The sequence below is a fragment of the Bacillus sp. OK048 genome (assembly GCF_900103525.1).
GTDB lineage: Bacteria > Bacillota > Bacilli > Bacillales > Cytobacillaceae > Neobacillus.
Map to the genome: position 1 here is coordinate 227,600 of NZ_FNHN01000005.1, position 24,824 is coordinate 252,423.

31 protein-coding genes are annotated in these 24,824 nt (G+C 38.0%); 26 read left to right on the forward strand and 5 right to left on the reverse strand.

Annotated elements, in window-relative coordinates:
• Positions 1-27 precede the first annotated feature (27 nt).
• Positions 28-1,026 (reverse strand): NAD(P)/FAD-dependent oxidoreductase, encoded by a 999-nt coding sequence (locus BLR86_RS11575; RefSeq protein ID WP_090761510.1) that lies wholly within the window; start codon positions 1,024-1,026, stop codon positions 28-30.
• 355 nt (positions 1,027-1,381) lie between these two features.
• Between BLR86_RS11575 and BLR86_RS11580 the strand changes: the two genes are divergently transcribed.
• The 10 genes from BLR86_RS11580 (at position 1,382) to kapD (ending at position 8,250) form a co-directional block, all read left to right on the forward strand.
• Positions 1,382-2,599: an NAD(P)/FAD-dependent oxidoreductase gene (locus BLR86_RS11580; RefSeq protein WP_090761512.1), complete on the forward strand. Its 1,218-nt coding sequence runs from the start codon at positions 1,382-1,384 to the stop codon at positions 2,597-2,599.
• Between the two features lie 81 nt (positions 2,600-2,680).
• Positions 2,681-3,172 (forward strand): NUDIX domain-containing protein, encoded by a 492-nt coding sequence (locus BLR86_RS11585; protein WP_090761514.1) that lies wholly within the window; start codon positions 2,681-2,683, stop codon positions 3,170-3,172.
• Positions 3,173-3,328: 156 nt separating this feature from the next.
• On the forward strand, positions 3,329-3,460 hold the full coding sequence (locus tag BLR86_RS26035) for a YuiA family protein (protein WP_175492860.1): 132 nt from the start codon (positions 3,329-3,331) through the stop codon (positions 3,458-3,460).
• 152 nt (positions 3,461-3,612) lie between these two features.
• Positions 3,613-3,936 (forward strand): YuiB family protein, encoded by a 324-nt coding sequence (locus BLR86_RS11590; RefSeq protein ID WP_090761516.1) that lies wholly within the window; start codon positions 3,613-3,615, stop codon positions 3,934-3,936.
• Between the two features lie 60 nt (positions 3,937-3,996).
• On the forward strand, positions 3,997-4,239 hold the full coding sequence (locus tag BLR86_RS11595; RefSeq protein WP_090761518.1) for a hypothetical protein: 243 nt from the start codon (positions 3,997-3,999) through the stop codon (positions 4,237-4,239).
• Positions 4,240-4,380: 141 nt separating this feature from the next.
• Positions 4,381-4,998 (forward strand): 3D domain-containing protein, encoded by a 618-nt coding sequence (locus BLR86_RS11600; RefSeq protein WP_090761520.1) that lies wholly within the window; start codon positions 4,381-4,383, stop codon positions 4,996-4,998.
• A gap of 104 nt (positions 4,999-5,102) precedes the next feature.
• Complete coding sequence (locus tag BLR86_RS11605) at positions 5,103-6,611, forward strand: leucyl aminopeptidase (RefSeq protein WP_090761522.1); 1,509 nt, start codon at positions 5,103-5,105, stop codon at positions 6,609-6,611.
• 117 nt (positions 6,612-6,728) lie between these two features.
• A complete protein-coding gene (locus tag BLR86_RS11610; RefSeq protein ID WP_139185602.1) occupies positions 6,729-6,962 on the forward strand; it encodes a hypothetical protein in 234 nt (77 codons plus the stop codon).
• 106 nt (positions 6,963-7,068) lie between these two features.
• Positions 7,069-7,452 (forward strand): hotdog fold thioesterase, encoded by a 384-nt coding sequence (locus BLR86_RS11615; protein WP_090761719.1) that lies wholly within the window; start codon positions 7,069-7,071, stop codon positions 7,450-7,452.
• 177 nt (positions 7,453-7,629) lie between these two features.
• On the forward strand, positions 7,630-8,250 hold the full coding sequence (kapD, locus tag BLR86_RS11620; protein WP_090761526.1) for a 3'-5' exonuclease KapD: 621 nt from the start codon (positions 7,630-7,632) through the stop codon (positions 8,248-8,250).
• A 37-nt stretch (positions 8,251-8,287) separates the two neighbouring features.
• Here the strand turns inward: kapD and BLR86_RS11625 are convergent, their stop codons facing one another.
• Positions 8,288-8,668: a kinase-associated lipoprotein KapB gene (locus BLR86_RS11625; protein ID WP_090761528.1), complete on the reverse strand. Its 381-nt coding sequence runs from the start codon at positions 8,666-8,668 to the stop codon at positions 8,288-8,290.
• Between the two features lie 101 nt (positions 8,669-8,769).
• Between BLR86_RS11625 and BLR86_RS11630 the strand changes: the two genes are divergently transcribed.
• The 7 genes from BLR86_RS11630 (at position 8,770) to BLR86_RS11660 (ending at position 12,912) form a co-directional block, all read left to right on the forward strand.
• Positions 8,770-9,510, forward strand: coding sequence for a peptidylprolyl isomerase (locus BLR86_RS11630; protein ID WP_090761530.1), 741 nt, complete (start codon positions 8,770-8,772; stop codon positions 9,508-9,510).
• Between the two features lie 95 nt (positions 9,511-9,605).
• On the forward strand, positions 9,606-9,821 hold the full coding sequence (locus tag BLR86_RS11635) for a hypothetical protein (RefSeq protein ID WP_090761532.1): 216 nt from the start codon (positions 9,606-9,608) through the stop codon (positions 9,819-9,821).
• 76 nt (positions 9,822-9,897) lie between these two features.
• Positions 9,898-10,419 carry a superoxide dismutase family protein gene (locus tag BLR86_RS11640; RefSeq protein WP_090761534.1) on the forward strand — a complete coding sequence of 174 codons (522 nt, stop codon included), beginning with the start codon at positions 9,898-9,900 and terminating at the stop codon, positions 10,417-10,419.
• Between the two features lie 144 nt (positions 10,420-10,563).
• Positions 10,564-10,809, forward strand: a complete 246-nt coding sequence (locus BLR86_RS11645) for a hypothetical protein (RefSeq protein ID WP_090761536.1) — start codon at positions 10,564-10,566, stop codon at positions 10,807-10,809.
• 174 nt (positions 10,810-10,983) lie between these two features.
• A complete protein-coding gene (locus tag BLR86_RS11650) occupies positions 10,984-12,195 on the forward strand; it encodes an alanyl-tRNA editing protein (RefSeq protein ID WP_090761538.1) in 1,212 nt (403 codons plus the stop codon).
• A 50-nt stretch (positions 12,196-12,245) separates the two neighbouring features.
• The gene (locus tag BLR86_RS11655; protein WP_090761540.1) at positions 12,246-12,623 is read left to right on the forward strand and encodes a PH domain-containing protein; all 378 of its coding nucleotides are present in this window, start codon (positions 12,246-12,248) and stop codon (positions 12,621-12,623) included.
• A 25-nt stretch (positions 12,624-12,648) separates the two neighbouring features.
• Positions 12,649-12,912, forward strand: a complete 264-nt coding sequence (locus BLR86_RS11660; protein WP_090761542.1) for a DUF1871 family protein — start codon at positions 12,649-12,651, stop codon at positions 12,910-12,912.
• Positions 12,913-12,959: 47 nt separating this feature from the next.
• Here BLR86_RS11660 and BLR86_RS11665 read toward each other — a convergent pair whose 3' ends face one another.
• Positions 12,960-13,784, reverse strand: a complete 825-nt coding sequence (locus BLR86_RS11665; RefSeq protein ID WP_090761544.1) for an alpha/beta fold hydrolase — start codon at positions 13,782-13,784, stop codon at positions 12,960-12,962.
• 197 nt (positions 13,785-13,981) lie between these two features.
• The gene (locus tag BLR86_RS11670; RefSeq protein ID WP_090761546.1) at positions 13,982-14,197 is read right to left on the reverse strand and encodes a helix-turn-helix domain-containing protein; all 216 of its coding nucleotides are present in this window, start codon (positions 14,195-14,197) and stop codon (positions 13,982-13,984) included.
• A 206-nt stretch (positions 14,198-14,403) separates the two neighbouring features.
• Between BLR86_RS11670 and yugI the strand changes: the two genes are divergently transcribed.
• Together yugI and BLR86_RS11680 are read left to right on the forward strand one after the other, a co-directional pair.
• The gene (yugI, locus tag BLR86_RS11675; protein WP_090761548.1) at positions 14,404-14,808 is read left to right on the forward strand and encodes a S1 domain-containing post-transcriptional regulator GSP13; all 405 of its coding nucleotides are present in this window, start codon (positions 14,404-14,406) and stop codon (positions 14,806-14,808) included.
• A 403-nt stretch (positions 14,809-15,211) separates the two neighbouring features.
• On the forward strand, positions 15,212-16,495 hold the full coding sequence (locus tag BLR86_RS11680) for a Glu/Leu/Phe/Val family dehydrogenase (protein WP_090761549.1): 1,284 nt from the start codon (positions 15,212-15,214) through the stop codon (positions 16,493-16,495).
• 225 nt (positions 16,496-16,720) lie between these two features.
• Here the strand turns inward: BLR86_RS11680 and BLR86_RS11685 are convergent, their stop codons facing one another.
• Positions 16,721-16,945 carry a DUF378 domain-containing protein gene (locus BLR86_RS11685; RefSeq protein WP_090761551.1) on the reverse strand — a complete coding sequence of 75 codons (225 nt, stop codon included), beginning with the start codon at positions 16,943-16,945 and terminating at the stop codon, positions 16,721-16,723.
• Positions 16,946-17,076: 131 nt separating this feature from the next.
• On the opposite strand from BLR86_RS11685, the gene BLR86_RS11690 reads away from it, so the two are divergent.
• From BLR86_RS11690 to BLR86_RS11720, 7 genes are all read left to right on the forward strand, one after another.
• Entirely contained in the window at positions 17,077-18,240 is a 1,164-nt protein-coding gene (locus tag BLR86_RS11690; RefSeq protein WP_090761552.1) for an iron-containing alcohol dehydrogenase, read from the forward strand.
• A 343-nt stretch (positions 18,241-18,583) separates the two neighbouring features.
• On the forward strand, positions 18,584-19,930 hold the full coding sequence (locus BLR86_RS11695) for a glucose-6-phosphate isomerase (protein WP_090761554.1): 1,347 nt from the start codon (positions 18,584-18,586) through the stop codon (positions 19,928-19,930).
• Between the two features lie 109 nt (positions 19,931-20,039).
• A complete protein-coding gene (locus tag BLR86_RS11700) occupies positions 20,040-20,438 on the forward strand; it encodes a YugN-like family protein (protein WP_090761556.1) in 399 nt (132 codons plus the stop codon).
• Positions 20,439-20,579: 141 nt separating this feature from the next.
• A complete protein-coding gene (locus BLR86_RS11705; RefSeq protein ID WP_090761558.1) occupies positions 20,580-20,744 on the forward strand; it encodes an aspartyl-phosphate phosphatase Spo0E family protein in 165 nt (54 codons plus the stop codon).
• Positions 20,745-20,916: 172 nt separating this feature from the next.
• Positions 20,917-22,566, forward strand: a complete 1,650-nt coding sequence (locus BLR86_RS11710) for a DUF6044 family protein (RefSeq protein ID WP_090761721.1) — start codon at positions 20,917-20,919, stop codon at positions 22,564-22,566.
• A gap of 19 nt (positions 22,567-22,585) precedes the next feature.
• A complete protein-coding gene (locus BLR86_RS11715; RefSeq protein ID WP_090761560.1) occupies positions 22,586-23,605 on the forward strand; it encodes a glycosyltransferase family 2 protein in 1,020 nt (339 codons plus the stop codon).
• A 489-nt stretch (positions 23,606-24,094) separates the two neighbouring features.
• Positions 24,095-24,721 (forward strand): LysE family transporter, encoded by a 627-nt coding sequence (locus BLR86_RS11720; RefSeq protein ID WP_090761562.1) that lies wholly within the window; start codon positions 24,095-24,097, stop codon positions 24,719-24,721.
• Positions 24,722-24,824: the final 103 nt, after the last annotated feature.

Consider the following 24,824-nt stretch of genomic DNA (forward strand, 5'->3'; position numbering starts at 1 on the left):
AGGCGCCTCAAGTAGGCGCCTTTCATATTACTTACCAAACATGGAAGAACTGTGAAGTGGTTGGATCTTAGCTTTTGGATCAATAAATGCTTTTGCGTTGTTAACTGCAGTTGGTGCTTCACCAAATCCGCAGGCGATTAGTTTCACTTTGCCTTCATATGTGCATATATCTCCAGCAGCATAAATGCCAGGTACTTTCGTTTCCATTTTAGAATTGACCACAATAGAGCTTTTTTCAATATCTAAGCCCCACTCTTTAATTGGACCTAGAGAGGAAACAAAACCATAGTTACAAATAACAGCATCAACGTCAATTGCTTCTCTGCCTTCGCCGTTAACTCCTGTTAGGACAACTTGCTTAATACCGCTGTCATCACCAATTAATTCAGCTGGAATAAAAGGAGTTTTGACCATTACTTTTGAGTTATTCAAGTTCTCAACACTATGCTCATGCGCTCTGAATTTATCACGACGATGAACAATCGTTACTTCCTTTGCAATCGGCTCTAACATTAATGCCCAGTCTACAGCCGAATCGCCGCCACCAAAAACAATCACTTTTTGGTCAGCAAACTTGTTAAGATCGTCTATAAAGTAATGGAGGTTTTTACGCTCATATTGTGTAGCGCTTTCAAGTTCCAATCGACGTGGTTGGAAGGCACCGTTCCCAGCTGTAATAATAACTGTTTTTGAATAATGGACTTCAGAATTGGTCGTTAATTTGAACGTCCCATCCTCTAGTTTTTCTAACTTTTCAACGGATTGTTCTAAAGCAACAGCAGGATCAAACTTTGCCATTTGTTCCTTTAGATTATTTATTAATTCTTGTGCACGGACTTTTGGAAATCCTGCAACGTCATAAATGTATTTTTCTGGGTATAGTGCCGATAATTGTCCGCCTAATTGTGGCAAGCTCTCGATGATCTTTACTGAAGCTTGTCTCATACCACCATAAAAGGCAGTAAATAGACCGGTAGGACCGCCCCCGATAATCGTAATATCATAAACTTTTTTATCTTCTTGCACCCTATATCCCCCTTACTTATGTAGTAACAGTTTCTATTTCCTATAATATAACAAAAAGATAACATCCTCACAACTTTTGGGGAATATTCAGAAATTTAGTACAGAAAATTAGTACAGAAAAGTACATACTGACTGTAAAAATATTTAAAATAACTACTTGATATTGTGAAGAGTTTATCATAAGATATATTGAGGGTAGATGTTAAATTTGTGTGACGAAGTTAGTAATAATTTGTGTCCATGTACGTGAAATATATCACATACTTTTTCCGGCTAACGAAAATAATATTGTTAAAAGCGGAGGAAGATAAGGTTAAGCATAATACTCAAAATAAAAAAGGTGGAAGTGATCACTTTGAGAAAGCCAAAAATAGTTATTGTCGGTGCGGGATATGGCGGGCTTATGACAACTGTTAGGTTGCAAAAGCTTGTTGGAGTTAATGAAGCTGATTTAGTATTAATAAATAAAAATGATTACCATTATGAAACAACATGGCTTCATGAAGCATCTGCAGGTACACTTCATCATGATCGTGTCCGTTATGACATTCGTGATGTTATTGATAGAAGTAAAGTTGATTTTGTACAGGACACTGTGATTGAAATCAATAAAGAAGAGAAAAAAGTCATCCTAGAAAAGGGTGAAGTGGGGTACGATTATCTTGTTATCGCTCTTGGCGGTGAGCCAGAAACCTTTGGAATTAAAGGATTGAAAGAGTATGCTTTTGGAATCACGAATATAAACTCTTCACGTCAATTACGAGAGCATATTGAATACCAATTTGCCACTTATAATATGGAAGAGGAAAAGAATGATAATCGTTTATCCATCGTTGTAGGTGGTGCTGGATTTACAGGAATTGAATTCCTAGGTGAATTAACAAATCGGATTCCAGAGCTATGTCATGAATATGATGTGGATTTCCACAAAGTGAAAGTAACTTGTGTTGAGGCATCCCCTACGGTTTTACCAGGATTTGATCCAGAACTTGTAAACTATGCTGTTTCCCAATTAGAACGTAAAGGGGTAGAATTCTTAATTGGTACTGCCATTAAAGAATGTACACCTGAAGGAGTTCTTGTTGCTAAAGGTGATGATGAACCTAGGTTGATCCAGGCTGAAACAGTTGTTTGGGCCGCTGGTGTTCGAGGAAATTCTATTATTGAAAAATCAGGTTTTGAAGCAATGAGAGGTCGTGTGAAGGTTCAGCCAGACCTTCGTGTACCAAGCTTTGATGATGTATTTATTATTGGTGACAGCTCGCTTGTTATCAATGAAGAAATCAACCGACCATATCCACCAACGGCACAAATTGCCATGCAACAAGGTGAAGTGGTTGCTCGTAACTTAGCAGCATTAATTCGCAACAAAACTGAACTTGAAACATTTACGTTTGATAATAAAGGAACCGTTTGTTCGCTTGGTGAAGACGATGCCATTGGTGTCGTGTTCGGTAAGAAAATAACAGGTGCCAAAGCATCCTTCATGAAAAAAGTAGTCGACAATCGTTCTCTATTTATGATTGGCGGAGCAGGTCTTGTATTGAAAAAAGGGAAATTCAACGTTTTTTAAATAATAATTTTCCAAAAAGGGCAGAGATATCTGTCCTTTTTTTGTTACTATAAATATAACAGATAGGCGAGGGGGGTTTTTATGAGCAATAAAGAGAAGCGAGGCAAAGTTTGGTTAGCAGTTAGTGGGCTGGTTAAATCTTCCGAGGGGCATTGGCTGGTTGTAAAAAAGCGGTATGGCGGCCTGAAAGGGAAGTGGTCACTTCCTGCAGGTTTTGTAGACGAGGGAGAAACGGCGGATGAGGCGGTTGTTAGGGAGGTAAAGGAAGAAACCGGAATTTCCTGTACCGTAAAAGGATTAATAGGTCTAAGAACCGGTGTCATTTCAGAAGAAATTAGTGATAATTTGCTCGTCTTTTTACTTGAACCACTGGGTGAATATTTTATTAAGCACCAGGAAAATGAGTTGTATGAGGCAAAATTTATCGCACCCGAAGAACTTCTTCATGAAAAAGATGCTTCGATTATGCTTCACTATCTTATCAATCAAAAAGAAACAGTAACGATCCCTGGTTATGATGGATTAAACCCGGGAGAACAGTTTCATTACAGTTCCTATAAATTATTTTTTTAATTTTTAGAAAATTTGAGTATCATTTAGAAAATATAAGAAAACCAAGAGTGTATCCGCTTTTTTACCTTTTTTTGGGTGAATTTCGTCCTTTTCATTTTATCAGATTCTTGATATATTATCGGAATATTTTAAAAATATATTAAGGAGATGATTCGGATGAAAACAACAAGCTTAGATACGAAAAAATGTGAGTATTGCTCAGGTATCGGTTATTTTCAATTACTGCTTGGGGGTTCTGAAACATGTACCTGCTGCGAGGGCTCGGGAAAGAAACAGGAAAAATATTAATTATGGTCTATAATAACAATGGAGCCAGCTTCCACGAGCAATTTTGGGAAGCTATTTTTTTTAGGGATTTGCACCTGAGTACCGTATGTTAGGATTGACTCCCTTTTGGACATTCAGTAAACTTATTAATGATGTGTAAAGGGGGTTATTCCATGCAAATGAGCATTGTTGTTTTAATCATATCCATCTTATTATTCTTTGTGTTATTTTTTGGTATTGGGTTTATTCTTAATATGCTTTTAAGAATGTCATGGATTATGGCAATTATTTATCCGATTATTGCTATATTTATCGTTGATAAAGTTAGGTTTATTGAATATTTTACAAACAGTAAAGTAGCATTTCAAGAGCTTGGTCAAAAGTTAAGTAGTTTGGCTACAGCTGATATTCTCATTTTACTTAGCGGATTGGCAGGAGCAATTGCAGCCGGCATTACCATTAAAATGTTACGGAAAAATGGGTATCAAATGTTTTAAGATCTTTACCCTGGGTAAAGGTCTTTTCAGATTGTCGAGATAGGGTGTTTTTCCTTCATCATGAGTCTGGCAGTCTTAATCCAGCCGATGATAACTAAAATTCCTGGAAAAATCGCAAAAGTGGTCATCATCCCAGCCGATGATAACCAAAATTCCTGGAAAAATCGTAAAAGTGGTCATCATCAAGCCGATGATAACCAAAATTCCTGGAAAAATCGTAAAAGTGGTCATCATCAAGCCGATGATAACCAAAATTCCTGGAAAAATCGTAAAAGTGGTCATCATCAAGCCGATGATAACTAAAATTCATAGAAATTGGCTGTCGAGACTTTCTCGGCAGCCTTTTAAGATCTTTACCCTGGGTAAAGGTCTTTTTTTAATTGCCTTTTTGAATAATTCCTCTCAAGTTGGGAAATGAATATTTTGGGAGGAGTGAAAATTTAAATGAGTAATATGAAAAGATGGATAATACGAGTTACAATGACTTTTCTTTTTTTATTTGCCCTTTCCGTGACTGTTAAATCCATTTCAGGGATTGATTTTACATCATTCATCAGTCATGTCCTGCAGATTGAGGCTAAAGCTGCTGCAAGTGAACAAGTTTCTGAGACCCCTCCACCATTAGAGGAAGCATTTGATTGGTCAAAATATCCGAAAACAACCGTTATTGCGACCGGATATACAGCAGGGTACGAATCCACAGGAAAAAATGAAAGTCATCCCGAATATGGCATTACCTATTCAGGAGTAAAAGTAAAACGTGACTTATACTCTACAGTCGCAGCAGACTTATCGGTTTTTCCAATTGGAACGATTCTGTTCATTCCCGAGTATGGGTATGGGGTTGTTGCTGATAAGGGCGGAGCAATTAAAGGGAACAAAGTGGATCTTTATTATGAAACAGTTGAGGATGTTTATAACAAGTGGGGTAAAAGGGAAGTTGAGGTATATGTGGTTGAACAAGGAAATGGAAAACTTACCGAAGCCCAATTACAAGCATTAAATGAGGAAAAATCAATGCAAGTATTCCGTCAGCAATACATTCGTTCTGAAAGAGAATAAAGCAGGCCATGTGCCTGCTATTTTTATTGAATTACTTAGGAAGTCGAAATATATTCATTTTTCCGATATAATGAGAAGGTATTTTACACGGAGGTGGGAAGGCTATGTTTACTGTAATAAATGAAATTGACTTTTCAACAGCACATGAAGGAATGATTATCGGACTTTTTGATAAGCCAGAGAAGTTTAGCGGGTCCTTAGCGAAGCTGGATGAACTTTTTGGTGGACAATTAACTGAGCTTGTCAAAGCTGGTGATGTTTCAGCAAAGTATAAAAAAATTAGCAAAGTACATAGTTTTGGAAAAATAGCTGCTAAAAGAATTTGGTTTGTTGGACTTGGCAAGGAAAAAGAGTGTAACTTCGAAAAGTTAAATGAGGCTTTAGGGAAGGCATTTAAAGCGGTAAAGGCCAGCAAGCTCCAAGAAACGGCCATTCTTTTAGATACTTTTATGACAGAGTCAGTGGATGGAATAGAAGCCGCACATGCAGTAGGCGAAGCATTCTCATTGGCTACCTATCAATTCCAAGGTTATAAACAAAAGTCAAATGAACCCGAGAAGAAGCTTGAAAAGATCACTGTCTATAGTGAAGGTGTGGATAAAGAGGATATTCAGGCGTCATTAACTGTGGGTCTTGCTTTTGGAAATGGGACTAACTCTGCTCGTACCCTTGTAAATATTCCAGGTAACCTGCTGACAGCAACGGACATGGCGGATTATGCATTAAAACTTGCTTCTAAATACGACTTTGAAGCAGAAGTCCTTGATAAAGAAGAGATTGAAAAGTTAGGGATGGGCGCATTCCTTGCTGTTAACCAAGGATCTACAGAGCCTCCAAAAATGATTGTCTTAAAGTATCAAGGGAAAGAGCAATGGGAAAATGTCATTGGATTAGTTGGAAAAGGAATTACCTTCGATACTGGCGGATATTCGATTAAAACAAAAGCCGGCATCGTCGGGATGAAGTCCGACATGGGCGGAGCTGCGGCTGTTCTTGGGGCAATGGAAATCATCGGTGAATTAAAACCTGAACAAAACGTTGTCGCGGTTATTCCTTCGACCGACAATATGATTTCAGGTAATGCCTTCAAGCCAGATGACGTAATCACTTCAATGAGTGGCAAGACGATTGAGGTGTTAAACACTGATGCAGAAGGTAGACTGGTTCTAGCGGATGCTGTCACCTATGCAAAGCACCATGGTGCAGAATATTTAGTGGATGTGGCAACATTAACTGGCGGAGTTATTACAGCGCTCGGATTACACACGACAGGTGCCATGACCAATCATGAAACGCTCTATGAACAAGTTTTAGAAGCCTCTATGGAAGCTGGTGAACCAGTCTGGCAATTACCATTGTTCGAGAAAGACAAAGAACGGGTAAGAAATAGTAAAGTGGCAGATTTAAATAATTCCCCCGGCAGTGAAGGACATGCCATCGTCGCGGGTGCCTTTATTGGTGAATTTGCTGAAGGAACACCTTGGGTTCACTTAGATATTGCTGGAACTTCCACCACTTCTAAGGAACATGATCTAGGTCCTGCAGGGGGAACAGGTGTAATGACACGTACGCTGGCTCTATTTGTTGAACGTTTTGAACCGATCGGAAAATAGCTCTTTAAGCCCCTGATTAATTATCTGGGGTTTTTCCGCTGAATGCCCAACCCATCTCCCATCTTTTTGCATATGTAGTAGTGTAGGCAAGTATAGATGAAAAGGAGGTATGGCTGCATGCATTATTATCGAAGCCCTTACCCTACACGGAATGATCGCTTTTTTGGCATTGGATTTGGATTGCCATTTTTAGGTGGTTTAGCAGGGGCACTATTAGGTGGTGCATTATTGTATCCTCGTCCATTTTATGGGTATCCTAGCCCATTCTACGGGAACCAATTCTATGGAAACCAATTCTATGGCAATCAATTTAATGGTCCCCCCGGATTCGGTCCCCCTGGATTTTATTAAGATGTTAAAAAACAGCTTTAGAGGCTGTTTTTTCTTTTTTAAAGGAAATTACACCAATGAAAGAGAATATAGAATTACATACATTGAACTAGAAAGGATGAAAAAGATGATTAAAAATACGTTAATTGAAGCATTAGGAATTGAGATTACGCATTTGGAACCAGGAAAAGTTATCGCAACGATGCCAGTCGATGAAAGAACGCGCCAGCCATTTGGTTTGTTACATGGTGGTGCTTCAGTTGCCTTAGCAGAGACAGTCGCAAGTGTTGGTGCATTTGAATTGGTTGATAAAGAAACAGAAGGTGCTGCGGGTTTAGAAATAAATGCCAACCACGTGCGTCCTGTTAGCGAAGGAACCGTAACAGCGGTAGGGACTATCCTACATCGTGGGAAAACAACCATGGTCTGGGATATCAAAATTACCGATGAACAAGATCGCCTCATTTGTATTTCGAGATGTACAATGGCCATTTTTAAACAGAAAAAGTAACCTTTAAAAAGATGGGGATAATTCCATCCGCTTTTCTTGTTAATTGATAAAATATTTAAAAAATTTATACCGATTTCGTGATATAATGTAAGAAATATAGAGAATTAGTACAATACTTTGTACAGGTTTCTTTATATAATGGTAGTAAGAAAATGGTTTGGAAAAGGTGGTGAAAGTATGAAGGAAAAGAGACAAACTATCTTTATTGATTTTGAATTTACAATGCCTGAACGAAATGTCCGCATGAAAGACTTTTTCCCGGAGATTATTGAGGTTGGACTAGTGGCAGTTGTTGATGATCAAATAACAGAGCAATTTTCATTCTATGTGACACCACTCAAGTTCCCTATTCTTTCTGAACGCTGTAAATCATTCTTACATATTTCACAGCAGCAGGTTGACCAGGGAATTTCATTTTATGAACTCGTTCGAAAGTTAGGAGAATTCAATAATCAGTATGAAACTACCATCGTCACTTGGGGAAACATGGATATGAAGGTTCTTCGGCATAATTGTTTAGAGGCAGGTGTGGAATTTCCTTTTAAAGCGACAGAGTTGGATTTATCTATGGAATATAAGCGGTTTTTTGGGGATCAAAATCAAACAGGATTATGGAAAGCCGTTCAAGAATATGGAAAAGAGGGCACTGGAAGGCATCATCGAGCACTAGATGATGCACTGACTACTTATAACATATTTCGGCTTGTTGAAAAGGATAAACGCTATTTAGAAAAACCTAAACCTACCACAATCGGTGACCGCATTGATTTTTCAAAACTATTAAATGAATTTGCATAATAGGCCAAATCATTCAATCTGATTTGGCCTTTATTATTCATTTAAAGTAATCCTTTTCTAAAGAAGCTATGCTTTTTAAACTCATATCAGCCCAAGCAGTTTTATTCTCTGTTAATTCATTTTTCACTTTTTCCACTGCTTGTCTCAATGATTCGAGGTAGTCAGGGACTTCTTCTTTGAAAGGCTTTACCATCTGTTTTGGAATATTGGCCTGCTCTCTAAAAGAAAGTGCTTTTCTTTCATGGAAAATAAGTACATCTGCATCTTTTGGATTATGTAAATCACCTTGCATTGGATGTTTGACAACAGCTAAAACTCTGACTAAATAATGCTGCGGACGAACTTCGGTTATTTCCCCAATATATTTCCCGGTTTTATAAATTCCGGTGACAATCTCACCAATCTGTAACTCTGACATCATATTCTCTCCTTCACTCATCTAGGCTAATTACATTATATAAAAAACAAGGTGCAAAAAACAAAAAATTGGGTTAAATTAATAAAATGGAGGGATTATATATGAGAAAGAATTTGCTGTTTTTGTTCGTTTTGTTAATCGGTGTTCTTGTCTTAGCAGGATGTGGGACAAGCAAAGAGAAAGAGGAGGCAGCTTCTGGGAGTACTGCTTCAAAGACTGAGGAAAAGGAAGGGAGCGATCAAGTGGCTAATGCAGTTTATCCTCAACTTTCAAATGAAGTTTCTGAAAATGAAAAGCTCGTTGAAATAGAAACGACTATGGGAAATGTAAAAATTAAATTATTCCCAGAATATGCTCCAAAAGCGGTAGAAAATTTTGTGAAGCATAGTGAAGAAGGATATTATGATGGATTGATTTTTCATCGGGTCATCACTGACTTCATGATTCAAGGTGGCGACCCAAATGGAAATGGAACCGGTGGAGAAAGTATTTATGGGAAACCATTTGAGGATGAATTCTCCAAGAATCTATACAATTTACGTGGTGCCTTATCAATGGCCAATTCAGGGTCAAATACAAATGGCAGCCAGTTCTTTATTGTTCAAAAAAAATCAGTAGACCCATCAATGAAAACAGAAATGGAAAAGGCGGGCTTCCCTAAAGAAATTATTGGAGCCTATGAAGAAAACGGTGGTACTCCATGGCTTGATCAACGCCATACAGTCTTTGGTCAAGTTGTGGAGGGAATGGATATCATAGATAAAATCGCCGAGACTCCGGTGGACGATAAGGACAAGCCAGTAGAAGATGTGATCATTAAGGGAATCAAAATACTTAAGTAACAACCATGGATTCGAATCAATAAATGGCAGGTCACTCTTTTTGTTGCTATAATTAATTATCAGTGACATTCCTTTATAGAAAGGGAGAAAAAGAGATGTATCAGCCATTTGTATTATCGTTATTCTTATACTTTCCTGAAGATAAATCTGAATATGGTCCAGCAGCGATTACTTTTATTATCTTTATGATTGGAGCCTGGCTAACCATGCGGCTTATCATCAAGGTCTCTAAGCGAGAAGCTAAAAAGGCAAAAGAACTCGAAGAAAGAATCATAGCCGGGCAGCATAATCAAGGAAACAGTGAACAATAAGCTGTTTCTTTTTTCATACATAAATTTCCTCTCTAAGCGGATACTAAGACAAAATGTCGACTTTTGGGGGATACATATGAAGCAAATTTGGATACTCATCCTATTTATCCTGCTCACAGGTTGTTTGGAAAAGGATATAACGAAGCTTGATGTTGAAATGGTTAATGAAAAAGGTGAGTCTGTAGGGAAAGTTACCATACAAGAGGTATCGAGTGGAGTAAAAATGAAATTTAAGTTGAAGGGACTTCCTCCTGGTGTGCATGCGGTTCACATTCATGATATGGGAACATGCAAGGCTCCCAACTTCAAATCAGCAGGCAAGGATTTGAATCCTGATAAAAAAAAGCATGGTCTTCTACATCCGAAGGGTGCTCATCCAGGTGACCTTCCCAATTTAATTGTCGAACCGGATGGGTCTGTAAAGGCAGAGCTTAAGGCCCCTCAAGTTACGTTAAAAGAGGGGAAAGCATCACTTCTTACGAAAGATGGAACATCCCTTATCATTCATGAAGGAAAAGATGATGGCATGTCACAGCCTGAAGGTGATGTAGGAAAAAGGATTGCATGTGGTAAAATCTCCAAGGATAAGGCGAAGTAAGGGCGAATAGTATCACAGATAAAGGCTTCCTCCGATGAGAGACAGCCTTTTTTTGTGAGAGAAACTACTTTTTTAGGACTTTAACCTAAGCTTATCCACATAGTCATGCATACAATAGCATGTAGAAGAAAGGAGGAGATAATAATGGCAGAACGACAGTATGGAGGCTATCCACAAATGGGAGGATACCATCACGGCTATCCGCAAATGGGAGGATACCATCAGGGCTATCCACAAATGGGAGGATACCATCACGGCTATCCACAAATGGGAGGATACCATCACGGCTATCCACAAATGGGAGGATACCACCAGGGCTATCCGCAAATGGGAGGGCATCACCACCAAGGCTATCCGCAAATGGGTGGTTATGGTCAGCGGAAAAAATAATTAGAAAAAATTAGACGTAGCAAGCCTGTTTCTTCATAATTGAGGGGACAGGTTTCTTTTTAATGAACTTTGTAGCTTTTTGGATCAAAATTAATTGATTCTGCTATGTTTCCGCAGAAAAAAGCATAAATTTAGTAAGAAAATAGCCCTTATTAAAAACTAGGAGTAGTAAATATGGAAAATAAACTATTTTATCAAGACCCTTACATAACAGCATTCACAGCAAAAGTAGTTATTCAAGGAAAAGAAGATAATGGAAATGACTACATTGTATTGGATCAGACTGCCTTTTACCCTACTGGAGGAGGGCAGCCTCATGATGAAGGTACAATTGAAAACATTAAAGTAATAAATGTTGAGGAAGCTGAGGGAGAAATACGTCACTATCTCGAAAGTGAATTAGATGATATATATTCTACCGTGCATGGTGTTATCAATTGGGATAGAAGATTTGATCATATGCAGCAGCATGCAGGACAGCATATACTCTCTGCTGCATTTGAAACTCTTTTTAAACACAAGACGGTGGGGTTCCATTTAGGAAATGAAATTCTAACCATTGATTTAGAGACAGAAAACCTTACAGAAATAGAAGCTGAAAAAGCTGAGCAAATGGCTAATAAAATTATTTTAGAGAACAGGATCATTGATGTTAAATGGGTGTCCGAGGAAGAGTTATCTCGCTATCCTTTAAGAAAAGAAACAAAAGTAAAAGAAGATATACGGCTAGTTATCATTCCCGATTTTGATTATAACGGCTGTGGAGGAACACATCCGAAAGCAACGGGAGAAGTACAGGCAATAAAAATATTGGAATGGGAAAAGCAAAAGAAAAAAACGAGAGTACAATTTGTGTGCGGGAATCGGGTGATTAAGCAGCTAAGTCAAAAAAATAAGGTCTTAATAGAACTCACAAAACTTCTTAATTCACCGGAAAAAGAAATGCCAAAAAGTGTTACCCGCCTTTTAGAGAATGGTAAAAACACCGAGAAAGAACTAGAACAAACATTAGAAAAAGTACTTTATTTTGAAGCTAGGAGCTTACTTGATCATTCAACGGAAAAAAGAATTGTCAGTGAAGTGTTTCAAAACAGAACGATTCAGGAACTACAAAAATTGGCTCGTATTATATTAACAGAAGATGAAAAGGCTATTGTGTTATTTGTTTCTCAAAATGAGAACAGGCTTCAGTTAGTCGGTGCAAGAGGTTCAGCAGATCGTGTAAGTATGAAAAGGATTATTGGAGATGCCTTAACGCTAATAAAAGGTAAGGGGGGAGGCAGTGATTCATTTGCACAGGGTGGGGGCGAAGCCTTACTATCTGCAGACCAAATGCTGGAATATTTAATGGAGTTCATTCAAAAAGAATTGTTAAAAAATAATTGATAGCAATAGGTAGTATAATAAAGGAAAAGGTAGGAAAGGTGAGGGGTAAAATGGGATTTTTTGATGGTGTGATGGGAAATGCTTCAGAGGTGAACCCTGCTGATGCACAAAGGGAATTCGCTCGAATTTTGGCTGTAGATGAAAGAATTGAAAAAGCGTATAAATTAATTAGGGATTTGTTTATTTTTACGAATAAAAGGTTAATCCTTGTGGACAAACAGGGACTGACAGGAAGGAAAGTGGAATATCACTCCATTCCCTATAAAAGTATTACCCATTTTAGTATCGAGACAGCAGGAAGCTTTGATTTGGATGCAGAATTAAAAATCTGGATTTCAGGTAACGCCCTTCCTCTGCAAAAACAATTTAACAAGAATTTAAATATTTACGAGCTTCAAACAGTGCTTGCAGAATATGTTCTTAAATAGAAAAAAAGAAGTAGGAGAAAATGATATGGAAAGTGAAATGAAAACGAATCTGCAATTTGTGGACGTGTTAAATGAATGGGACCCTTTCCATTTAAAAAATGGCAATTATGATACAGAAATCGCCGATACCATTCAAGCGATCCATGAATTAGACCACCCAGAAGACTTAGCAGCAAGAATTCAAAGTATCTATGAATTTTCCTTTGAAAAGGCTATACCTATCGATCGATGCTTAAAAGTGGCAAACCAGCTTTTAGCGATAAAGGATAACGATTCCTGTACCATATAAAACGACAGCTATGCTTAAAGATAACTTTAAGCATAGCTGTCGTTTGTTTAAGCCAAGAATTGTTTGATATACTGAAACACATCTTCAGGGCGTTCTTCAGGAACCAAATGACCTGTTTCTTTTAAAATAACGAGTTCGGACTTTCTTAAATCATTTTTCAACCGCTCTCCCACGGTTAATGGTACTACCTTATCATGCTCTCCCCAAATTAATAAACATGGATGTGCAATTTGATTCAATGCTCCTGTAGAGAGGTCTCCTTCACGGTCGCGAATCATTCTTGTTAATGCCAAGAAGATTTCATCCTCTAAAAAAGGCTGCAAATAGCCAAACAGCATTTCGTCACTGAGTAATGAATGGTCATGCACAACATTTTGGAGATTTTGCCGTACACCAGACCGAGCGAGCCAAAACTTTACGTATAAATGGAAATAAGGAATGTAACTACTGATAATTAAAGGCAATCGTAAGCGTTTGGAATAAGATGAACTACAAAGCAGGACGGCCCTTTCGGCAATATCCGGCTGTTGATTTAGGATATTTAGGACGATTTGGCCGCCCATTGAATGACCGATTAGGGTAATATCCTTTAAATCAAGTGAATGAATAAGCTGAATGACAGTTTGTGCAAGATTGCTATAAGAATAAACAAATTTGCTGCTTTTTCCACTTTTTCCAAAGGGAGGAAGATCAATGGATACGACTTGAAATTCTTTATTTAAATAAGGGATTAAACGCCGATAACTAAAAGTTGAGGAAAGAAATCCATGAAGCAGTACGAGAGTCTTAGTGGAATCAGGGTTTGAATAGAATTCATAATAAATATCAATATTATTTACTTGCTGATTACGATAAAAGACTTTCTCTTCCACGTTGTTTATCCCACCTTCTGTTGATATGTTCGTGATTATAATTTCTCCTGCAATCTCTTGTTTCACACATGTTTTTGCACTTTTTCAAAAAAAAGAGGACATACCAAATATGGTTGTCCACTTCAAAAAAGGGGGGAATACTAGAAAGCTTACAGGTTTATGATGCCCTTTTTTTGAACATTTATGCAGTCAAAAAATTAAATTTGTTTGTCAAGTTGATCTAATTTAAGTTCAGAAGCAGGGATATCAAGTACAGTCGACAATTTTAGAAGAGTTTGATTGCTTGGGATTTGTTCGCCAGTCTCATATTTTTCAATTGTATGTGTCCCGACTCTAATTTTTTGGGCCAATTCCTCTTTGGTCATTTTCAAGTGTTCTCGATAATTTTTGATCGTACGGCCTATTGGATTCACACTGATCACCTCTCCTATAAAGACATTATCTCATATTTATATTACCATAAAATTCTTTTTTATTGGGAAGGTGCCATTTGAACATTATGTTAACGTTTTCCATTCCAACTTTAGAAAAACCTTTTTTGATTAAATTTGCACAATGTGTTATAATTTCTTATTGCGTATATAAAAGATAAAAATAATTATTTCTTAGGAGTGTTTTCATGACAGAAAAGATCGAAACTGGAAGTGTTTTAGCGGGTAAAGTAACTGGAATTCAACCTTATGGAGCGTTCATAGCATTAGATGATAATACACAAGGTCTTGTGCATATTTCAGAAATCACGCATGGTTATGTAAAAGATATTAATGATCATCTTAAAGTTGGAGATGAAGTGCAGGTAAAAGTATTATCAATTGATGAAAATGCTGGGAAAATTGGTTTATCCATTCGTGCAACGGAAGAAGCACCTGTTCAACAGGCTGTTGCTAAACCAAAGAAACCTCGTAAGCGTCAAGCAGCTACTATTGTACCTGATGTTGATGGACAACAAGGCTTTAACACATTAAAAGATAAGCTTCAAGAGTGGATTGACCAATCTCAACGTGAAGATTTAATAAAGAAATAAATAAATGGTAAAAAACCTAGTGCCCTGCTTAAATAATAGCAGGCATTAGGTTTTTTATTTTGAGGCTGTGTTAAACTTGGCTGTTGATTTGAGCTCCAGGCACTTCGCTTTCCGCGGGCGGTCGGTGAGCCTCCTCGCCGCTGCGCGACTGCGGGGTCTCACCCTGACCTGCTAGTCCCGCAGGAGTCTCGTGCCTTCCGCTCAAATCAACAGGTTATAAAATCAACAGTATCATTTAACACAGCTTATTTTGAAAAGATTTTTATCGATTTTGTTCATTCTTTTTGCTGCCTCGGCTACAATAGGTATATATATTATTCACTTTTGAATAGAGGAACAAGGTTTAAGGCAATAGAACGCATTCAAAAAGTGTTGGGCTAAATGAAAAAACAGAGGTGCCAAAATGGGGAATATTGAGATAACAAATAGTGTTGGTGATAATGAGATAGAGACATTAAATCTACTTACATCCACACAGATTGTTATTCATGATGCGTTAACAAGAATGGGAATAAGGAAAGAAGCATTTGAATTATTAAAAGAACCATTAAGGATTCTCGAGGTCAGGATTCCCGTTCGTATGGATGATGGTTCTGTTAAGACTTTTAGCGGCTATCGGGCGCAGCATAATGATTCAGTTGGACCGACAATTGGAGGTGTTCGCTTCCATCCAAAAGTAAATGAAGATGAAGTGAAGGCATTGTCAATGTGGATGAGCTTGAAATGCGGTATTGCTGATTTACCTTTTGGCGGTGGAAAGGGTGGAATTATTTGTAACCCTCGTACTCTTTCCTTTGGTGAATTAGAACGTCTAAGTCGAGGGTATGTGCGTTCCATAAGTCAAATAGTGGGTCCAACCAAGGATATCCCGGCACCGGATATGTATACAAATTCTCAAATAATGGCCTGGATGATGGATGAATACAGTTGTCTTCGTAAATTTGACTCTCCTGGTTTTATTACGGGTAAACCGCTTATACTTGGAGGTTCAGAAGGCAGGGAGGAAGCAGGGGCACTTGGGGCTGCAATTTGTATTGAAGAAGCGGCAAAAATACAAGGACTTTCTCTAAAAGGGGCTCGAGTCATTGTTCAAGGATTCGGTAATGCAGGCAGTTATATTGCAAAATTCATGGGGCAAGCTGGAGCGATAATTGTTGGAATTTCTGATGTATATGGTGCCCTTTACGACCCAGATGGACTAAATATTGAGTATTTATTGAGCCGCCGTGACAGTTTTGGAACGGTAACATCGCTTTTTGAAGGAACGCTTACCAATGAGGAATTGCTTGAACAAGAATGCGATATTCTTGTCCCTGCAGCGGTTTCAAATCAAATTACATCTAAAAATGCTTGTAATATAAGGGCTAAGATTGTGGTGGAGGCAGCAAATGGTCCCACAACAATAGAGGGTACTAGGATTCTTTCTGATCGTGGCATTTTAATTGTTCCCGATGTTTTGGCAGGGTCCGGGGGAGTTACTGTTTCATATTTCGAATGGGTTCAGAATAAACAAGGTTATTATTGGGACGATAAAGAAGTAGAAAAAAAATTACGAGAAAAGATGGTTAGGGCATTTCACCAAGTATATGAGACCTCAAAAATCAGTAGTGTAAATTTGCGCATAGCCGCTTATATGGTTGGCGTTAGAAAAATGGTCGAAGCCTCAGAGTATAGAGGCTGGATATAAGAAATCCTTGCAAATGGTTTGCAAGGATTTTTTTAAAAGATAAGAAAGTATAAGGTTTTGAACTTAGTTTACTGTCCAGCTCCAGCACCCTAGCGGCTAGTGTCCTTCGCTCTCCGCTCTACGATAAGTCAACATCGAATCGCCTCCGGCTCTTCGTGTTTCCTTTATCTCGGTTGGAGCGCTCCAGGCCATACGCCGCTGACCAGGGCGCTTGCGCTTTTCTTGTTAACTTCTATTGGTTTCTGGTTCTCTTACATGTGCCTCGTTTGGTTTGAAGAGAAGACCGAGGTTGATAAGCCCTGCTATTCCAACCAAGCCATAAATAATGCGTGAAAGTGCTGAATTACCAAAAATGGCTTCAACTAAATTAAAATGAAAAAATCCAATTAAGCCCCAATTGATAGCCCCAATAATGGTAAGAATTAGAGCAATTCTTTGAATAGTACTCAAGCATGATCCCTCCTATTAATATTCTTACACTACTAGATTGCTGAAAACTAGAAACAAATATACATCGTTCTATTCTTTGCAAAATAAATTTTTTTCGATAATAATAAAATGTGGAAAGGATGGTGCTGATGATGCATAACTTCACATTTTGGAATCCGACAAAATTAATTTTTGGAAAAGATCAGCTAGAGCAATTAAAAAATGAAATTCCTCGGTTTGGGAAAAAAGTCTTAGTCGTTTATGGCGGCGGAAGCATTAAACGTAATGGTCTTTATGCCAAGGTAATGGGCGTATTAAAGTCAATTGATGCACAAGTATACGAATTACCTGGAGTTGAACCGAATCCTCGAATTACGACTGCTCGTAAAGGGGTGGAAATTTGTAAAAATGAAGGGATTGACTTCCTGTTAGCTGTTGGCGGCGGAAGTGTAATTGATTGTACCAAGTTAATAGCAGCCGGTGCAAAATATGACGGAGACGCATGGGACTTGGTTGTAAAAAAAGCGGCAGTTAAAGAGGCATTGCCATTTGGAACGGTACTGACGTTAGCAGCTACTGGTTCGGAAATGAATTCTGGGTCCGTTATTACCAATTGGGAGACGAATGAAAAATATGGGTGGGGAAGTCCATTCACTTTCCCTAAATTCTCCATTTTGGATCCTGTACATACTTTTTCGGTTCCAAGGGATCAGACGATATATGGAATTGTCGACATGATGTCTCATGTATTAGAGCACTATTTTCACTTGGAGGAAAACACCTTATTCCAAGATCGAATGTGTGAATCATTACTACTTACCGTAATGGAAACCGCGCCTAAATTGCTTGCAAACCTTGAAAACTATGAACATCGGGCAACGATCCTTTATAGCGGGACAATGGCATTGAATGGGGTTTTAAATATGGGGTATCGAGGAGATTGGGCTACCCATAATCTTGAACACGCTGTATCAGCTGTGTATGATATCCCGCATGGCGGCGGTCTTGCGATTTTATTTCCTCACTGGATGAAACATAATCTCAACGTAAAACCAGAGCGGTTTAAACAACTTGCTGTAAGAGTATTTGGTGTAAACCCAGAAGGTAAGAGTGCGGAAGAAGCAGGACTAGAAGGGATTCAAAAATTACGTGAATACTGGAATAGTATCGGGGCACCAGTACGGTTAGCAGACTATGAAATTAATGACAGTAAAATTGAGTTGATGGCAGAAAGAGCCATGGCAAACGGTGAATTTGGCAACTTTACGAAATTAACTAGGGAAGATGTTTTAGCTATTTATCGGGAATCACTTTAGCTTTTAGCTGTGTTAAAGGTAAATGTTGATTTTTGCGGAAGGCGCGAGACTCCTGCAGGAGGACGGGACAGGGGAGACCCCGCAGGCGCTTTAGCGCCGAGGAGGCTTCCCGAACCGCCTGCGGAAAGCGAAGCGCCTGGAGCACAAATCAACAGCCCAGTTTAACACAGCCTAACTTTTAAATACGGGCATGTTCATCATGCTCGTTCTTTTTTCGACAAATTTTGAACAATGTAAAAAAAATGGCGAAAATGGGTACGCTTACAGGGAAAGACCATTCTTGATAATCTGTCCCGCATTGGTTAAAGTGAGTATTGAGAATAAAATTATGGAGGATACATTCATGACACACATACGTTTTGATTACTCAAAAGCGTTAACCTTCTTTGCAGAACATGAAATTACATACTTACGTGATGCCGTTAAGGTAGCACACCATTCCCTGCACGAGCAAACTGGAGCAGGAAGTGACTTTTTGGGATGGATTGACCTTCCTACAAACTACGATAAGGAAGAGTTTTCCCGTATTAAAAAGGCTGCAGATAAAATTAAATCTGATTCAGATGTGCTGCTAGTAATTGGGATTGGCGGCTCATACTTAGGAGCAAGAGCTGCAATTGAAATGTTACAGCACAGCTTCTACAATGCACTTCCAAAAGATAAGCGGAAAACCCCGCAAATTATTTTTGTCGGCAACAATATCAGTTCCACTTATATGAGAGATGTTATGGACCTTCTTGATGGAAAAGACTTCTCTGTTAATGTTATTTCGAAGTCAGGTACAACAACGGAACCAGCTATTGCTTTTAGAATTTTCCGTAAGATGCTTGAGGAGAAATACGGTGTGGAAGAAGCCCGTAAGCGAATTTATGCGACAACAGATGCCGAAAAAGGTGCTCTGAAAACATTAGCGAATGAAGAAGGCTATGAATCTTTTGTCATTGCTGATGATATTGGCGGCAGGTACTCAGTATTAACAGCAGTTGGCTTACTTCCTATTGCTGTAAGTGGTGCTGACATTGATACAATGATGCAAGGTGCAGCAAAGGCGCAAGAAGACTTCAGCCATTCCGAGCTAGAAGAAAATCCAGCCTATCAATATGCTGCCGTTAGAAATGCTCTTTATAATAAAGGGAAAACAATTGAAATGCTGGTCAATTATGAACCTGGACTTCAATACTTTTCTGAATGGTGGAAGCAATTGTTCGGAGAAAGTGAAGGCAAAGACCAAAAAGGGATTTATCCATCATCAGCGAACTTCTCAACGGATCTCCATTCACTTGGACAATATGTGCAAGAAGGTCGCCGTGATTTATTCGAAACGGTGATTAAGGTAGAAAAATCTCGTCATGAATTAACGATTGAAGGTGCCGAAAGTGATTTAGACGGTTTAAATTATCTAGCTGGACAAACTGTTGACTTCGTTAATAATAAAGCATTCCAAGGAACCATGCTTGCTCATACAGATGGCGGAGTTCCAAACTTAATCGTTTCAATTCCTGAACAAGATGAGTATACATTTGGCTATCTAGTCTATTTCTTTGAAAAGGCTTGTGCAATGAGTGGATACTTACTAGGAGTAAATCCATTCGATCAACCTGGTGTTGAAGCTTATAAGGTAAACATGTTTGCCCTATTAGGAAAACCAGGATTTGAAGAAAAAAAGGCAGAACTTGAAAAAAGACTTTAATAAATAGTTGTGTATATTGAATTAGATTATAAAAAAGTAGGGTACTGTGAAAATCAGTACTCTATTTTTTATAACTTTTGGGAAAACTAATAAAAAGGGGGCGAAAAGATTGATTGAGATACCATCAATTATTGAGGGTAAACAATATGATTTATACAAGCTGGAACAAACATTAAAGCCAATCGGATATTCTATCGGAGGTAACTGGGATTATGACCACGGTGCCTTTGACTACAAAATAAATGATGAAGTGGGTTATCAGTTTCTAAGGCTTCCGTTTACAGCTGTAGATGGTCAGCTTGATGCACGTAATTGCACCGTTGAGCTCGGTCGGCCATACTTGTTATCCCATAAATACCAAATGGGACTTGATGACCATATAGGTGATGCAGGTACCATGAATCAGTTTTCCGAGCCAGTGGATAAAGATGCAAGTTTTCCTGAACAATATATTGAAACAGGGAAGACCCTTGTTAAGGAGCTAGAATCCCTTTTGACTACGGTCTAAACGATAGGGATATTGTACTAGGATAATGTTCACGAAAGGTACAATTATTTTTAATTCAGCCTACTTGTTTTAATGTGAAAAATTACTTAAATTAAGGTTAATAATATAAATATGTTATAAACCCGAAAAGAGGTGTCAGCCATGGAAACGAGCATGAACTATTTGTTATCTGATATTGAAAAAACGAGAATTGAAATGATTGATTTAGCACGACAATATGGATATTCAAACCCAAATGTTGTTCAATGTAGCCAAAAGCTCGATATCCTTTTAAATGTTTATGATAATAAACCGGCAAGCCCCTAAATAATAAGTTCATGTAACCTTCCAATACAATCTATTGGAAGGTTATTTTATATATCGAAAAGGAAAACAATTGATAAAGAGGAATAATTTCCATGCCAGATGCAAACTTTATTAAACGTGAAGAAGGTTTAATTTGAGGTGTGTGTGATTGTTAACTGATACGAAAAAAGAGATGAAATACATTATTTTTGCTTTGTTGATCATTGCTCTATATCTATCCCCACTTTTTATTCTTCAAGAAAATGCTCATATTCGTGTTCATGATAACTTAGATTCGAATCTGGCATGGTATAAAGTTCTCGCCAATAGTGGTCAAATGTTTGGGGATGTCAATGCTGTCGTCCCCCAAATTATTAATGGAGTTCCAAGAAATACATTTGGAACAGAATACAGTATCATCGTTTGGCTCTATGCGTTATTTCCAACCATGATTGCATATGGACTTAGCCAGGCGTTGACAAGGGTTGTCGCCTTTATTGGGATGTATTTGCTTTTAAAAAAACATTTTCTCCCTGGTGACAAGTGGGCATTCCTCCAAATTACAGTATCGCTTGCCTTTGCTTTAACACCTTTCTGGCCCTCTGGAATGCTAAGCACCTTAGGGATGCCGCTTGCACTTTGGGCTTTCCTTACTATTCGCAATGGAGAGGGGACAGTGAAGGAATATCTCGTCCTTACTTTTATTCCCTTTTACGCGAGTATTGTTTTGGGATTTTTCTTTTTTCTAAGTGCAATGGGGATTTTTTGGCTTGTGGATGTGGTCAGGGGCAAGGGGTGGAACCTTCAATTTCTATTGTCTATTGCATACATGACAGTTATTTTTATGTTTGTTGAATATCGGTTAGTCTATTCCTTTTTATTTTCTACGGAACTCAATAGTCGTGATGAATATTTCCATGCATCCTTGCCGTTCTTACAGGCAGCACGGCTAACCATTAAAAATTATGTATTAGGTCATACGCATGTAATGACTGTACACGGACTCTTTATTTTACCTATTACGTTTATTGCCCTTTATTTTGTTTATGTAAAAAAGAGATGGAAACATGAAAAAGTTTTCGTTTTTTTATTTCTATTAAATTTCTTGTTATCCCTTTGGTATGCCTTTTGGTTCTATCGTGGTTGGTTACCAGTAACAAAAATTTTTCATTTTATGGACACCTTCAATTTTGCTCGCTTTCACTTTTTGCGACCGCTGGTTATTTATGCAGGATTTGCATTGGCATTAAAAATTATTTCACTTCAGGGGCATAGCTGGGCTAAAACGGCTAAATGGTTCGCCATCTTACAGATTCTTTTATTGGGTTTATATAATGATGAGATTATCTATCAAAAAAAGCCAACCGTTAAAGAGTTTTATGCCGAAGAATTGTTTACAGACATAAAAAACCATATTGGACTTAATCAAGAAGACTATCGGGTAGCGAGTATTGGAATCCATCCTGCTATTTCACAGTACAACGGTTTTTACACCATTGATACTTATAATAATTTTTACCCTTTAACCTATAAGCATCAATTTAGAAAAATAATTGAGTTGGAATTAGAGAAAAATAAGACCATCCGCAAGTACTTTGATCAATGGGGTGGGCGCTGTTATATTTTTACAGGGCAACTTGGAAAAAGATACATGATCAAGAAGGACTCCAGAAGGAAATTAAAAAACCTACAATTAAATACTTCTGTATTTAAAGAGATGGGTGGTCAGTACATACTATCTGCCATTCCGATTGAAAATTCAGAAAAAATCAAACTCTCCCTTGATAAAGTATTTGAATCAAAAAGCTCCGCATGGAAGATTTACTTGTACAAGACTTTATAAACACCGGGGGTTATTATCTATGATGGAACCTGTCCTGACAATAGTTGTGCCTTGTTATAATGAAGAGGAAGTATTAACCGAAACTATAAATCAACTTGATCAGTTCGTAGAACAATTGATAAGTGAACATCTCGTTTCGAAACGAACTAGAATCCTGTTGGTGGACGATGGTAGTAAGGACCGAACCTGGGAGATTATTTATAAAACAGGACTAAGAAATGAACATGTCCGCGGTTTAAAACTTTCAAGAAATGTTGGTCATCAAAACGCATTGTTAGCTGGTTTGTTTGCTGCAAAGGACACATCAGATTGTGTTGTCTCAATAGATGCTGACCTGCAGGATGAGATTGAGGTCATTCGAGAATTTATTCTTAAATATAATGAAGGAAATGAAATTGTTTATGGTGTTCGAAAGCGCAGAGATAGCGACACTTTCTTCAAGAGAACGACTGCACAAGGTTTTTATAAGCTTATGAAAAAAATGGGTGTTGATCTAGTTTACAATCATGCTGATTTCCGTTTAATGAGTAAACGAGCAGTAACGGAGTTAGAGGGCTACAAAGAAGTAAATCTCTTCTTACGCGGTATTGTTCCACTCCTCGGTTTTAAGTCCGATATCGTTTACTATGATCGCAAAGAAAGACAAGCTGGAGAAACAAAGTACCCTTTAAAAAAAATGCTTGCCTTTGCATTTGATGGGATCACATCCTTTTCTATTTCGCCAATTCGATTTGTATTATTTATTGGGTTTGTTTCTTTTTTCCTTAGCCTATTATTTGGCATATATTTCATACTTCTAAAGGCATTGGGGGAAACACAAACAGGCTGGACATCACTGATTACATCTATCTGGTTGATTGGCGGTTTACAACTGATTGCTATTGGTTTAATAGGGGAGTACGTAGGGAAAATTTATAAAGAATCAAAGCATCGTCCCAAGTTTATTATTGATATTGACACCTTTTCTATGCCAATCCCACGGCATCATTTAATTAGAGGCTATGAAGAGGAGGACCATTATGAATCTCCCCATCGCTAAGGCGAGGGGTTTCATAAAGAATACCTTTAATTGGCATTGTCTTTATGTGGGTGACCACAAAACCCGCTAATACATCAGGTCTTTAAAAAAGACCTTCAGCTTTGCATTAATCAAAGCCTATTTGATTCACGTTAGAAAACGTGTCATGGCTTTTTAATGGCTTGAACATTTTACGTGGCATAGCTCTAATACATGCCACAACCTTATATGTTCAGTTATCAAAGAACGTACGTTCCTATTTGTAACTAGTATATTCCAAATTGATTGAAAGGTCAAGTGATATGCTTATATCCCCATGCCTGAAGTCAGGGGTATTACGCACAGTATGATAAAAAAATCGAACAAAGAAAAGTATCTGATACGAACTAAATACCTTAAGGAGTTTTCTTTTCTAAAAAGAAGACTCTTTTTTTTATTTACAGTGGTACAACCCTTCCTTCCTGAATAAAAATTGATAGACGGACGATTTCAATTCAGGGAGAGATTTGGATGAATATTTTTTTAAGCTATATTTTGCTGGGATTGTCTCTTGCTGCTCCCATTGGTCCAATCAATGCAGCGCAAATTGATAAAGGAATCAAATATGGTTTTATGCATTCATGGCTAATAGGGGTAGGAGCGGTCGTAGCAGATGGGGTTTATATGTTAGTAGTTTATTTCGGGGTTGTTCACTTCCTTGAACATCCTTTTATGAAGACGTTTTTATGGCTTTTTGGATGCTTTGTCTTACTATACACTGGGATTGAAACCATGCTTTCCGCAAACAAGTTAAAAATTGGAGGAAGTAGGAAGGAGGAACCGCTAGTAAAGTCCTTTATATCTGGTTTCTTTATGTCCATATCCAATCCGTTAACCATTTTATTTTGGTTGGGGATATATGGTTCGGTGCTGGCAAAGACCGCTGCAACGTATGACACGAGCCAGATAATTTTCTATAGCAGTGCCATTTTTATTGGATTACTGATTTGGGATTTTACGATGGCTGGTATTTCTAGTAATTTTAGAAAGTATTTAACCTCAAAGCTGATTATAGGGATTTCTTTTTCGTCTGGAATATCATTGATTGGTTTTGGAATTTACTTTGGCTTCCAAGCATTTACTGTATTATTTAAATAATGGCTGTGTTAAACTAGGCTGTTGATTTTTGCTCCACTAAGGAAAGCTTCTTTGAATAATCACCGCAGTGACAGGCGGTTTCTGCCTGTAACGAGGCGCTTCG

Coding starts and splice junctions, on each gene's coding strand:
- BLR86_RS11720 (WP_090761562.1), top strand. CDS start 24,095: ATGAATATTTTTTTAAGCTATATTTTGCTGGGATTGTCTCTTGCTGCT.
- BLR86_RS11615 (WP_090761719.1), top strand. CDS start 7,069: ATGATTAAAAATACGTTAATTGAAGCATTAGGAATTGAGATTACGCAT.
- BLR86_RS11680 (WP_090761549.1), top strand. CDS start 15,212: ATGGGGAATATTGAGATAACAAATAGTGTTGGTGATAATGAGATAGAG.
- BLR86_RS11710 (WP_090761721.1), top strand. CDS start 20,917: ATGAAATACATTATTTTTGCTTTGTTGATCATTGCTCTATATCTATCC.
- BLR86_RS11625 (WP_090761528.1), bottom strand. CDS start 8,668: ATGTCAGAGTTACAGATTGGTGAGATTGTCACCGGAATTTATAAAACC.
- BLR86_RS11605 (WP_090761522.1), top strand. CDS start 5,103: ATGTTTACTGTAATAAATGAAATTGACTTTTCAACAGCACATGAAGGA.
- BLR86_RS26035 (WP_175492860.1), top strand. CDS start 3,329: ATGAAAACAACAAGCTTAGATACGAAAAAATGTGAGTATTGCTCAGGT.
- BLR86_RS11715 (WP_090761560.1), top strand. CDS start 22,586: ATGATGGAACCTGTCCTGACAATAGTTGTGCCTTGTTATAATGAAGAG.
- BLR86_RS11635 (WP_090761532.1), top strand. CDS start 9,606: ATGTATCAGCCATTTGTATTATCGTTATTCTTATACTTTCCTGAAGAT.
- BLR86_RS11660 (WP_090761542.1), top strand. CDS start 12,649: ATGGAAAGTGAAATGAAAACGAATCTGCAATTTGTGGACGTGTTAAAT.
- BLR86_RS11645 (WP_090761536.1), top strand. CDS start 10,564: ATGGCAGAACGACAGTATGGAGGCTATCCACAAATGGGAGGATACCAT.
- BLR86_RS11690 (WP_090761552.1), top strand. CDS start 17,077: ATGCATAACTTCACATTTTGGAATCCGACAAAATTAATTTTTGGAAAA.
- BLR86_RS11585 (WP_090761514.1), top strand. CDS start 2,681: ATGAGCAATAAAGAGAAGCGAGGCAAAGTTTGGTTAGCAGTTAGTGGG.
- BLR86_RS11630 (WP_090761530.1), top strand. CDS start 8,770: ATGAGAAAGAATTTGCTGTTTTTGTTCGTTTTGTTAATCGGTGTTCTT.
- BLR86_RS11650 (WP_090761538.1), top strand. CDS start 10,984: ATGGAAAATAAACTATTTTATCAAGACCCTTACATAACAGCATTCACA.
- BLR86_RS11590 (WP_090761516.1), top strand. CDS start 3,613: ATGCAAATGAGCATTGTTGTTTTAATCATATCCATCTTATTATTCTTT.
- kapD (WP_090761526.1), top strand. CDS start 7,630: ATGAAGGAAAAGAGACAAACTATCTTTATTGATTTTGAATTTACAATG.
- BLR86_RS11595 (WP_090761518.1), top strand. CDS start 3,997: ATGAGTCTGGCAGTCTTAATCCAGCCGATGATAACTAAAATTCCTGGA.
- yugI (WP_090761548.1), top strand. CDS start 14,404: ATGACAGAAAAGATCGAAACTGGAAGTGTTTTAGCGGGTAAAGTAACT.
- BLR86_RS11610 (WP_139185602.1), top strand. CDS start 6,729: ATGCATTATTATCGAAGCCCTTACCCTACACGGAATGATCGCTTTTTT.
- BLR86_RS11655 (WP_090761540.1), top strand. CDS start 12,246: ATGGGATTTTTTGATGGTGTGATGGGAAATGCTTCAGAGGTGAACCCT.
- BLR86_RS11640 (WP_090761534.1), top strand. CDS start 9,898: ATGAAGCAAATTTGGATACTCATCCTATTTATCCTGCTCACAGGTTGT.
- BLR86_RS11705 (WP_090761558.1), top strand. CDS start 20,580: ATGGAAACGAGCATGAACTATTTGTTATCTGATATTGAAAAAACGAGA.
- BLR86_RS11600 (WP_090761520.1), top strand. CDS start 4,381: ATGAGTAATATGAAAAGATGGATAATACGAGTTACAATGACTTTTCTT.
- BLR86_RS11695 (WP_090761554.1), top strand. CDS start 18,584: ATGACACACATACGTTTTGATTACTCAAAAGCGTTAACCTTCTTTGCA.